A 12,851-nucleotide genomic window follows, 5' to 3' on the forward strand; every position below is an offset into this window, starting at 1 on the left:
CCGCCTTGCCTGACGAGCCACGAAAGCCGCTCAGTTTCGACTGAGCGGCTTTTTTTTGCTCATTTTTTGCACGTGCATCGGTGCCATGCGCCGGCGCATCCCTAGGCCGGATGGCCAAGGTTGTCGCAAAGCGCGGGCGCGGCGCGAATGCGTTGGTAAAATTCGTCTCACCGCCTGCGTGCCGTTCCCTTCGCCGTCTCTGTCAAATACATGTCCCGTCCGCTCGAAATCCTCAACGAAGTCTTTGGTTATCCCGCGTTCAGAGGGCAGCAGGGCGAAATTGTCGAGCATGTCGCCGATGGCGGCGATTGCCTCGTGCTGATGCCGACGGGCGGCGGCAAATCGCTGTGCTATCAGATTCCGTCGCTGGTGCGGCGCGAACACGGCTTTGGCACCGGCATCGTGGTGTCCCCGCTGATTGCGTTGATGCAGGATCAGGTGGCCGCGTTGACCGAAGTCGGCGTGCGGGCCGCGTACCTGAACTCGACGCTGTCGAGCGCGGAGGCGATGGCCACCGAGCGGGCGCTTCGCGACGGCGACATCGATCTGCTCTACGTCGCACCGGAGCGGCTGATGACGTCGCGCTTCCAGGAACTGCTCGAGCGCACGCGCATCGGTCTTTTCGCGATCGACGAAGCGCACTGTGTGTCGCAATGGGGACACGATTTCCGGCCCGAATATATCCAGCTGTCGGTGCTGCACGAGCGCTTTCCGAATGTGCCGCGCATTGCGCTGACGGCGACCGCCGACGCGATCACGCGCGACGAAATCATCCACCGTCTCGCGCTCGAGGATGCGCGCGTGTTCGTGTCGAGTTTCGATCGGCCGAACATTCGCTATCGCATTGCCGAAAAAGACAACGCACGCACGCAACTGCTCGACTTCATCCGCGCCGAGCATACGAAGGCCGACGGTACGACCGACGCGGGCGTCGTCTATTGCCTGTCGCGCCGCAAGGTCGAGGAGACCGCCGAGTGGCTGAAGGAAAAGGGCATGCGCGCGCTGCCATACCACGCCGGCATGGAATTCGAAGTGCGCCAGAAGCATCAGGAAATGTTCCAGCGCGAGGAAGGCATCGTGATGTGCGCGACGATCGCGTTCGGCATGGGCATCGACAAACCCGACGTGCGGTTCGTCGCCCATCTGGATTTGCCAAAGAGCGTCGAAGGGTACTACCAGGAGACCGGCCGCGCGGGCCGGGACGGGCTGCCGTCGAACGCGTGGATGGCCTACGGGCTCGGCGACGTCGTGCAGCAGCGCAAGATGATCGACGAATCCGAAGCCGATGACGCCCACAAGCGCGTCCAGACCGGCAAGCTCGATGCGCTGCTCGGTTTGTGCGAAACCGCGACCTGCCGACGGGTGCGCCTGCTCGCGTACTTCGGCGAAACGAGCCAACCGTGCGGCAACTGCGACAACTGCCTCGAGCCGCCCCCGACATGGGATGCGACGCGCGAGGCTCAGATGGCCCTGTCATGCGTGTTTCGCGCGCAGCGCGCGAGCGGCTTTCATTTTGGCGCCGGACACCTGATCGATATTTTGCGCGGCAACCGCAGCGAGAAAATCCTGCAGCGCGGGCACGAGAAGCTGACCACGTTTGGTATTGGCGCAGCGCTCGGTGAGCCGGAGTGGCGCGCGATCTTCCGTCAGCTAGTCGCATTCGGCTACCTGACGGTCGACCACGAGGGCTTCGGTTCGCTCGTGCTCACGGAGGCGAGCAAGCCGGTGCTAAAGGGCGAGCAGAAGGTGACGATGCGGCGCTACGTCAAGCCCACACGCACGCGTCAATCGGCGGGGCGTACGAGCGAACGCGCCGATCCGACCATCGGCATGGGCCCTCGCGAGCGCGCCCGCTGGGAGCGTCTACGCATGTGGCGCACCGAAACCGCGAAGAGCGACGGCGTGCCGGCTTATGTGATTTTCCACGACGCGACGCTTGCGGAAATCGCCCGTCTCGGCCCGGATTCGATCGAGGATCTGCGTGGGATTCCTGGCATGGGCGCCCGTAAACTTGACCGTTTCGGTTACGAATTGCTAAACGTCGTAGCGGCCGACTGACCTCATCTGGCTGTTTCGCCGGATTGACAGGGATGCGAAACATCGCAACCTGTTGACTCCCTTAGTATTTTCGGAATATTATGCTAGGTTCCGGTTCTTGGGATGCGTGCGCGCGGCTTCAGTTCGTGCGTAGGTCGGCCAACCGGAAGTTCGATGCGCAGGCGTTTCCGCTTTGCCTGGAAACAGATGCGTCGATTTTGTTCAATTTCAGGAATAAACAATGCCAACCATCAATCAACTGGTTCGCAAAGGCCGCACGTCGGAAACGACGAAGAGCAAGAGCCCGGCCTTGCAGGACTGCCCCCAGCGTCGCGGCGTGTGCACCCGTGTGTACACCACGACGCCGAAGAAGCCGAACTCTGCACTCCGTAAGGTCGCCAAAGTTCGCCTGACGAATGGCTTCGAAGTCATTTCGTATATCGGTGGTGAAGGCCACAACCTGCAGGAACACTCGGTCGTGCTGATTCGCGGCGGCCGTGTGAAGGACTTGCCGGGTGTGCGTTACCACATGGTTCGCGGCTCGTTGGATACCCAGGGCGTCAAGGATCGTAAGCAGGCTCGCTCGAAGTACGGTGCGAAGCGTGCCAAGGCTGGCAAGTAATTAGTCGGTCAATCGTAGTTTCAGGTCGCCTGCAAAGGCGGTAATAGCGATGGTGCCGGAATCGCCGGTGCTATCGAGTAAGTGGTCACCCGACCAGGCTGGTTAGTCTTACGGATGAATCGGGTTAGTTGGTGGCCGCGGGGCTGCAATCAGCTCCAACTGAAAAGGTAAAGGAAGAAACATGCCGCGTCGTCGCGAAGTCCCCAAGCGGGAAGTGTTGCCGGATCCGAAGTTCGGCAACGTTGATGTAGCAAAATTCATGAACGTCCTGATGCTCTCCGGCAAGAAGTCGGTTGCCGAGCGTATCGTGTACGGCGCTTTCGAACAGATCCAGACCAAGGGTGGCAAGGACCCGCTGGAGGTGTTCACGGTGGCGCTCAACAACGTCAAGCCGGTGGTCGAAGTGAAGAGCCGCCGCGTTGGTGGTGCGAACTATCAGGTTCCGGTCGAAGTGCGCCCGTCGCGTCGTATGGCATTGGCGATGCGTTGGCTGCGTGAAGCCGCGAAGAAGCGCAGCGAGAAGTCGATGGCCCTGCGTCTGGCAGGTGAACTCTCCGAAGCGGCCGAAGGCCGTGGCGGCGCGATGAAGAAGCGCGACGAAGTTCACCGGATGGCAGAAGCCAACAAGGCGTTCTCGCACTTCCGTTTCTAAGCTTTCCCGACCCCGGGTTTAGTGGAAAAACGGAAAGAAATTCCGGGCGGGTGCGCTTCAAGGGCGCCTCGCCCGTTTGTGTTACAGCGCGATGGGTATCTCTCGCATCGCGCCATCCCAATAGAGGATCAAAGTGGCTCGCAAGACTCCTATCGAGCGCTACCGTAACATCGGTATTAGCGCTCACATCGACGCCGGCAAAACGACGACGACCGAGCGCATTCTGTTCTACACGGGCGTGAACCACAAGATTGGTGAAGTTCACGACGGCGCTGCAACCATGGACTGGATGGAGCAGGAACAGGAACGCGGCATCACGATTACTTCCGCTGCTACCACGGCATTCTGGAAGGGCATGGCGGGCGACCGCGCCGAGCACCGCATCAACATCATCGACACCCCGGGTCACGTCGACTTCACGATCGAAGTCGAGCGCTCGATGCGCGTGCTCGATGGCGCGTGCATGGTGTACTGCGCTGTGGGCGGTGTGCAGCCCCAGTCGGAAACCGTGTGGCGTCAAGCTAACAAGTACAAGGTTCCCCGTCTTGCGTTCATCAACAAGATGGACCGTACCGGCGCGAACTTCTTCAAGGTCTACGACCAGCTCAAGCTGCGTCTTAAGGCGAACCCGGTTCCGGTCGTCGTGCCTATTGGCGCGGAAGAGAACTTCACGGGCGTCGTCGATCTGATGAAGATGAAGGCGATCATTTGGGACGACGCGTCCCAAGGCACCAAGTTCTCGTACGAAGACATCCCGGCAGAACTCGTCGACACGTGCAACGAATGGCGTGAAAAGATGGTCGAGGCCGCGGCTGAAGCGAACGAAGACATGATGAACAAGTACCTCGAGTCGGGCGAGCTGACCGAAGAGGAAATCATCAAGGGTCTGCGCGACCGTACGATCGCTTGCGAAATCCAGCCGATGCTGTGCGGCACCGCATTCAAGAACAAGGGTGTGCAGCGCATGCTGGACGCCGTGCTCGACTTCCTGCCGTCGCCGATCGACATTCCGCCGGTTACCGGCGAACTGGAAAACGGTGAAAAGGCTGAGCGCCGCGCGGCCGACGACGAAAAGTTCTCGGCACTGGCATTCAAGATCATGACCGACCCGTTCGTCGGCCAACTGATCTTCTTCCGTGTGTACTCGGGTGTCGTCAATTCGGGCGACACGGTGCTGAACGCGACAAAGGACAAGAAGGAACGTCTGGGTCGTATTCTGCAGATGCACGCGAATCAGCGCGAAGAAATCAAGGAAGTGCGCGCCGGCGACATCGCTGCCGCGGTCGGCCTGAAAGAGGCGACCACGGGCGACACGCTGTGCGATCCGCAGAACCCGATCGTGCTCGAACGCATGATTTTCCCGGAGCCGGTAATTTCGCAGGCTGTCGAGCCGAAGACCAAGGCTGACCAGGAAAAGATGGGTCTGGCACTGAACCGCCTGGCCCAGGAAGATCCGTCGTTCCGCGTTCAGACGGACGAAGAATCGGGTCAAACGATCATTTCGGGTATGGGCGAACTGCACCTCGAAATTCTGGTCGACCGGATGAAGCGTGAATTCGGCGTGGAAGCGACCGTCGGCAAGCCGCAGGTGGCTTACCGCGAAACGATCCGCAGCACGGCGGCTGACGTTGACGGCAAGTTCGTCAAGCAGTCGGGCGGCCGCGGTCAGTACGGTCACGCAGTCATCACGCTCGAGCCGAACGAACAAGGCAAGGGTTACGAGTTCCTCGACGAGATCAAGGGCGGCGTGATTCCGCGTGAATACATTCCGGCAGTCGACAAGGGTATCCAGGAAACGCTGAAGGCTGGTGTGCTGGCGGGCTTCCCGGTCGTTGACGTGAAGGTTCACCTGACGTTCGGTTCGTACCACGACGTTGACTCGAACGAAAATGCGTTCCGCATGGCCGGTTCGATGGCGTTCAAGGAAGCAATGCGTAAGGCAAGCCCGGTCATCCTCGAACCGATGATGGCTGTGGAAGTCGAAACGCCGGAAGATTACATGGGCAACGTGATGGGCGACCTGTCGGGCCGTCGCGGTATCGTCCAGGGCATGGAAGACATGGTTGGTGGCGGCAAGATCGTTCGCGCCGAAGTACCGCTGTCGGAAATGTTCGGCTACTCGACGTCGCTGCGTTCGCTGACGCAGGGTCGTGCAACGTACACGATGGAGTTCAAGCACTACGCTGAAGCTCCGCGCAACGTGTCGGAAGCGATCATCAACGCGAAGTCGAAGTAATCGCGCGGCAAAGTCATTCAACGATTAACTTACTGAAAGAAGAGAAACATGGCTAAAGGTAAATTCGAACGGACCAAGCCGCACGTGAACGTGGGCACGATCGGTCACGTTGACCACGGCAAGACCACGCTGACGGCAGCGATCACGACGGTTCTGACGCAGAAGTTTGGCGGCGAAGCGAAGGCGTACGACCAGATCGACGCGGCGCCGGAAGAAAAGGCGCGCGGCATTACCATCAACACCGCGCACGTCGAGTACGAAACGGCTAACCGCCACTACGCACACGTTGACTGCCCGGGCCATGCTGACTACGTGAAGAACATGATCACGGGTGCGGCGCAGATGGACGGCGCGATCCTGGTGTGCTCGGCTGCTGACGGCCCGATGCCGCAAACGCGTGAGCACATCCTGCTGGCGCGTCAGGTTGGCGTTCCGTACATCATCGTGTTCCTGAACAAGTGCGACATGGTGGACGACGCTGAGCTGCTGGAGCTCGTCGAGATGGAAGTTCGCGAACTTCTGTCGAAGTACGACTTCCCGGGCGACGACACGCCGATCATCAAGGGTTCGGCCAAGCTCGCGCTGGAAGGCGACAAGGGCGAGCTGGGCGAAGTGGCGATCATGAACCTGGCCGACGCGCTGGACACGTACATCCCGACGCCGGAGCGCGCGGTTGACGGTTCGTTCCTGATGCCGGTGGAAGACGTGTTCTCGATCTCGGGTCGTGGCACGGTGGTGACGGGCCGCGTCGAGCGTGGCGTGATCAAGGTCGGCGAGGAAATCGAGATCGTCGGTATCCGTGCAACGGCCAAGACGACCTGCACGGGCGTGGAAATGTTCCGCAAGCTGCTCGATCAGGGTCAGGCTGGCGACAACGTTGGTATCCTGCTGCGCGGCACGAAGCGTGAAGACGTGGAGCGTGGCCAGGTTCTGGCCAAGCCGGGTTCGATCAACCCGCACACGCACTTCACGGCTGAAGTGTACGTGCTGAGCAAGGACGAAGGCGGCCGTCACACGCCGTTCTTCAACAACTACCGTCCGCAGTTCTACTTCCGTACGACGGACGTGACGGGCTCGATCGAGCTGCCGAAGGACAAGGAAATGGTGATGCCGGGCGACAACGTGTCGATTACGGTGAAGCTGATCAACCCGATCGCGATGGAAGAAGGCCTCCGCTTCGCAATCCGCGAAGGTGGCCGTACGGTCGGCGCTGGTGTCGTCGCAAAGATCATCGAGTAAAATCGCCGATTGCTGTAGCAGTATGTAGCGCCCCGGCTCGGGCGCTCGCTCTCCGCAAGCGCCCGAGCCTACGTTCTTTTTCTACTCGGCGGTGCAATATCGCCTCGCTCTTTCCAAGGAATTTGTCATGCAGAACCAGAAAATCCGCATCCGCCTGAAGGCTTTCGACTATCGCCTGATCGATCAATCGGCAGCTGAAATCGTCGACACGGCAAAGCGGACTGGCGCAATCGTTCGTGGCCCGGTGCCCCTGCCGACCCGCATTCAACGCTTCGACATTTTGCGTTCGCCGCACGTCAACAAGACGTCGCGCGATCAGCTCGAAATCCGCACGCACCAGCGTCTGATGGACATCGTCGACCCGACGGACAAGACCGTTGATGCGCTTATGAAGCTCGATTTGCCGGCTGGCGTCGACGTTGAAATCAAGCTGCAATAAGGCTTCAGCCCTTGTCCGGCGATCCGGGCAGCGCTAAGTCTTTGATTGCTTGCGGAAAACGAAAAGGCTCGCTATACTAGTGAGCTTTTCGCGCATTTGCGTAAAAAGTCGGTGTGCTGCAGCATGGTCTCATGCCCGAAACGGCGCCGACATTTTGTAAATTAGCCCTGACCAATCGCAGTCGGGAATGGAGAAAACGATGAGCCTTGGACTCGTAGGTCGCAAGGTTGGCATGACCCGTATCTTCACGGCTGAGGGGGATTCGATTCCCGTCACCGTGCTGGACGTGTCCGACAACCGCGTGACGCAGATCAAGACTGTTGAAACCGACGGCTACACGGCCGTGCAGGTTACCTTCGGTACGCGCCGCGCATCGCGCGTGACGAAGCCGTTGGCAGGTCATCTCGCCAAAGCCGGCGTTCAAGCCGGTGAAATCCTCAAAGAATTTCAGATCGACCCCGCCAAGGCCGCCGAGTTGTCGAACGGCACCGTGGTTGGTCCCGAGCTGTTCGAAGTGGGCCAGAAGGTCGACGTGCAAGGCGTGTCGATCGGTAAGGGCTACGCCGGTACCATCAAGCGTTACAACTTCTCGTCGGGCCGTGCCTCGCACGGTAACTCGCGCTCGCACAACGTGCCGGGCTCGATCGGTATGGCGCAGGATCCGGGTCGTGTTTTCCCGGGTAAGCGCATGACTGGTCACATGGGTGACGAGAAGGTAACGGTGCAAAACCTCGAAATCGCTCGTATCGACGCTGACCGCAAGCTGCTGTTGGTCAAGGGCGCCGTTCCGGGTGCGAAGGGTGGCAAGGTATTCGTTACGCCGGCCGTGAAGACGCGTGCCGTGAAAGGAGCGAAATAATGGAACTTAAGCTCCTGAATGCCAATGGTCAGGAAGGTGCAGGCGTTAGCGCGTCGGACGTCGTGTTCGGCCGCGATTATAACGAAGCCCTGATTCACCAGGTGGTGGTTGCGTACCAGGCGAACGCTCGTAGCGGCAACCGCGCGCAGAAGGATCGTGAGCAGGTCAAGCACACGACCAAGAAGCCGTGGCGCCAGAAGGGTACAGGCCGCGCCCGCGCCGGTATGTCGTCGAGCCCGCTGTGGCGCGGCGGTGGCCGCATCTTCCCGAATTCGCCGGAAGAAAACTTTTCGCACAAGGTCAACAAGAAGATGCATCGCGCAGGTCTCTGCTCGATCTTCTCGCAGCTGGCCCGCGAAGGCCGCATCTCGGTGGTCGACGAGCTGACGCTCGAGGCGCCGAAGACGAAGCTGCTGGCCGAAAAATTCAAGGCGATGGGTCTCGACTCCGTGCTGGTGATTACCGACACGGTTGACGAAAACCTGTACCTCGCGTCGCGCAATCTCGCCCACGTGGCGGTTGTCGAGCCGCGTTACGCCGACCCGCTGTCGCTGATCTACTTCAAGAAAGTCCTGATCACGAAGGCTGCGGTCGCCCAGATCGAGGAGTTGCTGTCATGAGCGAGATTCGCAAGAACGATCATCGTTTGATGCAGGTCCTGCTCGCGCCGGTGGTCTCCGAAAAGGCGACGCTGGTTGCCGACAAGAACGAGCAGGTTGTGTTCGAAGTCGCGCCGGATGCTACGAAGCAGGAAGTGAAAGCTGCAGTCGAGCTGCTGTTCAAGGTGGAAGTCGACTCCGTCAACGTGCTGGTCGCGAAGGGCAAAGCCAAGCGCTTTGGCCGCTTCATGGGCAAGCGCAAAGACGTGAAGAAGGCGTACGTCTGCCTGAAGCCCGGCCAGGAAATCAACTTTGAAGCGGAGGCCAAGTAATCATGGCAATCGTGAAAGTTAAGCCGACTTCGCCGGGCCGCCGCGCGATGGTCAAGGTGGTCAACAAAGAACTGCACAAGGGCAAGCCGTTTGCGGCACTGCTCGACACACAGTCGTCGACCGCCGGCCGTAACAACAACGGTCACATCACTACGCGTCACAAGGGCGGTGGTCACAAGCATCACTATCGTGTCGTCGACTTCCGTCGCACGAAGGATGGTATTCCGGCAAAGGTCGAACGTCTTGAGTACGACCCGAACCGTAGCGCGAACATCGCGCTGGTTCTGTACGCAGACGGCGAGCGCCGCTACATCATCGCTCCGAAGGGTGTCACCGTCGGTCAGCAACTGATGTCGGGTTCGGAAGCGCCGATCCGCGCAGGTAACACGTTGCCGATCCGCAACATTCCGGTCGGTACGACGATTCACTGCATCGAAATGCTGCCGGGCAAGGGCGCGCAAATGGCGCGTTCGGCTGGCACGTCGGCGATGCTGCTTGCTCGCGAAGGCGTCTACGCGCAGGTTCGTCTGCGTTCGGGCGAAATCCGCCGCGTGCACGTTGAATGTCGCGCGACGATCGGAGAAGTGGGCAACGAAGAGCACAGCCTCCGTCAAATCGGTAAGGCGGGCGCGAACCGCTGGCGCGGCATTCGCCCGACGGTGCGTGGCGTTGCAATGAACCCGGTCGACCACCCGCACGGTGGTGGCGAAGGCAAGACTGCGGCAGGCCGCGATCCGGTGAGCCCGTGGGGCACGCCGACGAAGGGCTATCGCACCCGCAGCAACAAGCGCACGACGAGCATGATCGTCCAGCGCCGTCACAAGCGTTAAGGAGTAGGCAATGGCACGTTCTATTAAGAAAGGTCCGTTCTGCGACGCCCATTTGCTGAAGAAGGTTGAGGCGGCTGCAGCATCGCGTGACAAGAAACCGATCAAGACCTGGTCGCGTCGCTCGACGATCCTGCCGGACTTCATCGGTCTGACGATCGCCGTTCACAACGGCCGTCAACACGTTCCGGTGTATGTCACGGAAAACATGGTCGGCCACAAGCTTGGCGAGTTCGCACTGACCCGTACGTTCAAGGGTCACGCGGCCGACAAGAAGGCCAAGAAATAAGGGGCAATCAAGATGGAAGTGAAAGCAATTCATCGCGGTGCCCGCATCTCGGCGCAAAAAACGCGCCTTGTGGCTGACCAGATCCGCGGTTTGCCGGTCGACAAGGCGCTGAACGTTCTGACGTTCTCGCCGAAGAAGGCTGCGGGAATCGTGAAGAAGGTCGTGCTGTCGGCGATCGCGAATGCGGAGCACAACGAAGGTGCCGATATCGACGAGCTCAAGATCACGAGCATCTACGTCGACAAGGCAGCATCGCTGAAGCGTTTTACCGCGCGCGCCAAGGGCCGTGGTAACCGCATCGAGAAGCAATCCTGTCACATCACTGTGACGGTCGGGAATTAAGGGGTCATACGATGGGACAGAAAATTCATCCGACTGGCTTCCGTTTGGCCGTCAGCCGCAATTGGGCTTCGCGTTGGTACGCGAACAACAACAATTTCGCGGCGATGTTGCAGGAAGACATCGGTGTTCGTGAGTACCTGAAGAAGAAGCTGAAAAACGCGTCCGTCGGCCGCGTTGTGATCGAGCGTCCTGCAAAGAACGCGCGTATCACGATTTTCAGCTCGCGTCCGGGTGTCGTGATCGGTAAGAAGGGTGAAGACATCGAACTGCTGAAGTCCGAGCTGCAAAAGCGCATGGGCGTTCCGGTTCACGTCAACATCGAAGAAATTCGCAAGCCGGAAACCGACGCGCAACTGATCGCTGATTCGATCACGCAGCAGCTCGAGCGTCGGATCATGTTCCGTCGCGCGATGAAGCGTGCGATGCAGAACGCGATGCGTCTGGGTGCTCAAGGCATCAAGATCATGAGCGCAGGCCGTCTGAACGGTATCGAAATCGCTCGCACGGAATGGTACCGCGAAGGTCGCGTGCCGCTTCACACGCTGCGTGCAGATATCGACTACGCAACGTCGGAAGCAAAGACGACGTACGGCATCATCGGCGTGAAGGTGTGGGTCTATAAGGGCGATACGCTCGGCCGCAATGACGCACCGGTGGTCGAAGAAGTCGCCGAAGAAAAACGTCCGCGCCGCAACGCACGTCCGGGTGGCGATCGCCGTCCGCGTCGTGATGGTGAAGGTGGTGGCCCGGCAGGTGCACGCCGTGGCGCTCCTCGTCGTGCTGGCGGTACCGGCGGCGACGGGAAGACTGGAGAATAACGATGCTGCAACCGAAACGCAGAAAGTATCGCAAAGAGCAGAAAGGTCGTAACACCGGCGTTGCTACCCGCGGCAACGCGGTGTCGTTCGGTGAGTTCGGCCTGAAGGCTGTCGGTCGTGGCCGTCTGACCGCGCGCCAGATTGAAGCGGCGCGTCGTGCAATGACGCGTCACATCAAGCGCGGTGGCCGCATCTGGATCCGGATCTTCCCGGACAAGCCGATCTCGACCAAGCCGGCGGAAGTTCGTATGGGTAACGGTAAGGGTAACCCAGAGTACTACGTCGCTGAGATTCAACCGGGCAAGATGCTGTACGAAATGGACGGCGTAACCGAAGAACTGGCGCGCGAAGCGTTCCGTCTGGCTGCAGCGAAGCTGCCGCTGAAGACGACGTTTATCGTGCGTCAGCTCGGCGCCTAAGGAGCAAATGATGAAGGCTTCCGAACTTCACCAGAAAGATCAGGCCGCGCTCAACAAGGAGCTGTCGGACCTGTTGAAGGCGCAATTCGGCCTGCGCATGCAACTCGCGACCCAGCAGCTCACGAACACGAGCCAGCTGAAGAAGGTTCGTCGCGACATCGCACGTGTGCGGACCGTCCTGACTGAGAAGGCGAACCAGAAATGAACGATAGCGTAAAAACCTCGCTCAAGCGGACGCTGGTCGGCAAGGTCGTCAGCAACAAGATGGACAAGACGGTTACCGTGCTGGTCGAGCACCGCGTGAAGCACCCGATCTACGGCAAGTACGTCGTGCGTTCGAAGAAGTACCACGCGCATGACGACGCGAACACGTACAACGAGGGCGACCTCGTTGAAATCCAGGAAACTCGTCCGATTTCGAAGACGAAGGCTTGGGTTGTGGCTCGCCTGGTCGAGGCTGCTCGCGTCATCTGATGTCGCAAAGCAGTAGAAGTAGTTGAAATCGCAGTAAGTTTCGCTTGCAAGACCGGGATTATTTGATATAATCTCGGTCTTCCCTCTTTATGGGAGCCCCGTCGCGGGCGAAGTTGGTGGGGGAAGCGGTCCGGGCGCCAGCCTGTGCCGAAGGATTCACCGGATTGCGATGGCGGGTTTCGTTTGCCGTCGCTGCTGTTCTAACCCAAGCAGCCGATCGGCTGACGGGACCAAGACTGACCGGGAAGCACCATGGTGGTGTGACCGGATTAAGTTGGGAAAGATAAACCATGATCCAGACCGAAACTCGGCTTGAAGTGGCCGACAACACGGGTGCACGTGAAGTCATGTGCATCAAGGTGCTCGGCGGCTCGAAGCGTCGTTATGCCAGCATTGGCGACATCATCAAGGTGACCGTCAAAGAGGCAACGCCGCGCGGGCGCGTGAAGAAAGGCGAAATCTACAACGCCGTGGTGGTTCGCACCGCCAAGGGCGTGCGCCGCCAGGACGGCTCGCTGATCAAGTTCGACGGCAACGCGGCTGTGTTGCTCAACACCAAGCTCGAACCGATCGGCACCCGTATTTTCGGGCCAGTCACGCGCGAGTTGCGTAGCGAACGATTCATGAAGATCGTTTCGCTGGCGCCTGAAGTGCTGTAAGGAGTCGC

The 12,851-nt window shown here is 59.8% G+C and carries 17 protein-coding genes; all 17 read left to right on the forward strand.

Annotation, left to right across the window (positions count from 1 at the left end; all coding sequences use genetic code 11):
- The first annotated feature begins 210 nt into the window (after positions 1–210).
- On the forward strand, positions 211–2,058 hold the full coding sequence (recQ, locus tag G5S42_RS30405; RefSeq protein ID WP_176110096.1) for a DNA helicase RecQ: 1,848 nt from the start codon (positions 211–213) through the stop codon (positions 2,056–2,058).
- 220 nt (positions 2,059–2,278) lie between these two features.
- Positions 2,279–2,659 (forward strand): 30S ribosomal protein S12, encoded by a 381-nt coding sequence (gene rpsL, locus G5S42_RS30410; protein WP_006053290.1) that lies wholly within the window; start codon positions 2,279–2,281, stop codon positions 2,657–2,659.
- Between the two features lie 181 nt (positions 2,660–2,840).
- Positions 2,841–3,311 (forward strand): 30S ribosomal protein S7, encoded by a 471-nt coding sequence (rpsG, locus tag G5S42_RS30415; protein ID WP_006053291.1) that lies wholly within the window; start codon positions 2,841–2,843, stop codon positions 3,309–3,311.
- A gap of 133 nt (positions 3,312–3,444) precedes the next feature.
- Positions 3,445–5,547 (forward strand): elongation factor G, encoded by a 2,103-nt coding sequence (gene fusA, locus G5S42_RS30420; protein ID WP_013090761.1) that lies wholly within the window; start codon positions 3,445–3,447, stop codon positions 5,545–5,547.
- A 48-nt stretch (positions 5,548–5,595) separates the two neighbouring features.
- On the forward strand, positions 5,596–6,786 hold the full coding sequence (gene tuf / locus G5S42_RS30425) for an elongation factor Tu (RefSeq protein WP_013090760.1): 1,191 nt from the start codon (positions 5,596–5,598) through the stop codon (positions 6,784–6,786).
- Positions 6,787–6,913: 127 nt separating this feature from the next.
- The gene (gene rpsJ, locus G5S42_RS30430; RefSeq protein WP_006998489.1) at positions 6,914–7,225 is read left to right on the forward strand and encodes a 30S ribosomal protein S10; all 312 of its coding nucleotides are present in this window, start codon (positions 6,914–6,916) and stop codon (positions 7,223–7,225) included.
- 199 nt (positions 7,226–7,424) lie between these two features.
- Positions 7,425–8,084: a 50S ribosomal protein L3 gene (rplC, locus tag G5S42_RS30435; protein ID WP_176110097.1), complete on the forward strand. Its 660-nt coding sequence runs from the start codon at positions 7,425–7,427 to the stop codon at positions 8,082–8,084.
- Positions 8,084–8,704, forward strand: a complete 621-nt coding sequence (gene rplD, locus G5S42_RS30440; protein WP_008923346.1) for a 50S ribosomal protein L4 — start codon at positions 8,084–8,086, stop codon at positions 8,702–8,704. The genes rplC and rplD overlap by 1 nt, the downstream gene beginning before the upstream one ends.
- Entirely contained in the window at positions 8,701–9,015 is a 315-nt protein-coding gene (gene rplW, locus G5S42_RS30445; RefSeq protein ID WP_008923345.1) for a 50S ribosomal protein L23, read from the forward strand. Before rplD ends, rplW begins: the two co-directional genes overlap by 4 nt.
- Positions 9,016–9,017: 2 nt before the next feature.
- The gene (gene rplB / locus G5S42_RS30450; protein ID WP_008923344.1) at positions 9,018–9,845 is read left to right on the forward strand and encodes a 50S ribosomal protein L2; all 828 of its coding nucleotides are present in this window, start codon (positions 9,018–9,020) and stop codon (positions 9,843–9,845) included.
- Positions 9,846–9,855: 10 nt separating this feature from the next.
- On the forward strand, positions 9,856–10,131 hold the full coding sequence (gene rpsS / locus G5S42_RS30455) for a 30S ribosomal protein S19 (protein ID WP_006998484.1): 276 nt from the start codon (positions 9,856–9,858) through the stop codon (positions 10,129–10,131).
- A 12-nt stretch (positions 10,132–10,143) separates the two neighbouring features.
- A complete protein-coding gene (rplV, locus tag G5S42_RS30460; RefSeq protein WP_007730533.1) occupies positions 10,144–10,473 on the forward strand; it encodes a 50S ribosomal protein L22 in 330 nt (109 codons plus the stop codon).
- 11 nt (positions 10,474–10,484) lie between these two features.
- The gene (gene rpsC / locus G5S42_RS30465; RefSeq protein ID WP_176110098.1) at positions 10,485–11,291 is read left to right on the forward strand and encodes a 30S ribosomal protein S3; all 807 of its coding nucleotides are present in this window, start codon (positions 10,485–10,487) and stop codon (positions 11,289–11,291) included.
- 2 nt (positions 11,292–11,293) lie between these two features.
- On the forward strand, positions 11,294–11,710 hold the full coding sequence (gene rplP, locus G5S42_RS30470) for a 50S ribosomal protein L16 (protein WP_008923342.1): 417 nt from the start codon (positions 11,294–11,296) through the stop codon (positions 11,708–11,710).
- A 10-nt stretch (positions 11,711–11,720) separates the two neighbouring features.
- Positions 11,721–11,915, forward strand: coding sequence for a 50S ribosomal protein L29 (gene rpmC, locus G5S42_RS30475; RefSeq protein ID WP_007180130.1), 195 nt, complete (start codon positions 11,721–11,723; stop codon positions 11,913–11,915).
- Entirely contained in the window at positions 11,912–12,184 is a 273-nt protein-coding gene (gene rpsQ, locus G5S42_RS30480) for a 30S ribosomal protein S17 (RefSeq protein ID WP_007180129.1), read from the forward strand. The genes rpmC and rpsQ overlap by 4 nt, the downstream gene beginning before the upstream one ends.
- 290 nt (positions 12,185–12,474) lie before the next feature.
- Positions 12,475–12,843, forward strand: coding sequence for a 50S ribosomal protein L14 (gene rplN / locus G5S42_RS30485; protein ID WP_006998478.1), 369 nt, complete (start codon positions 12,475–12,477; stop codon positions 12,841–12,843).
- The last annotated feature ends 8 nt before the right edge of the window (positions 12,844–12,851 follow it).

This window comes from Paraburkholderia youngii, from assembly GCF_013366925.1.
Taxonomy (GTDB): domain Bacteria; phylum Pseudomonadota; class Gammaproteobacteria; order Burkholderiales; family Burkholderiaceae; genus Paraburkholderia; species Paraburkholderia youngii.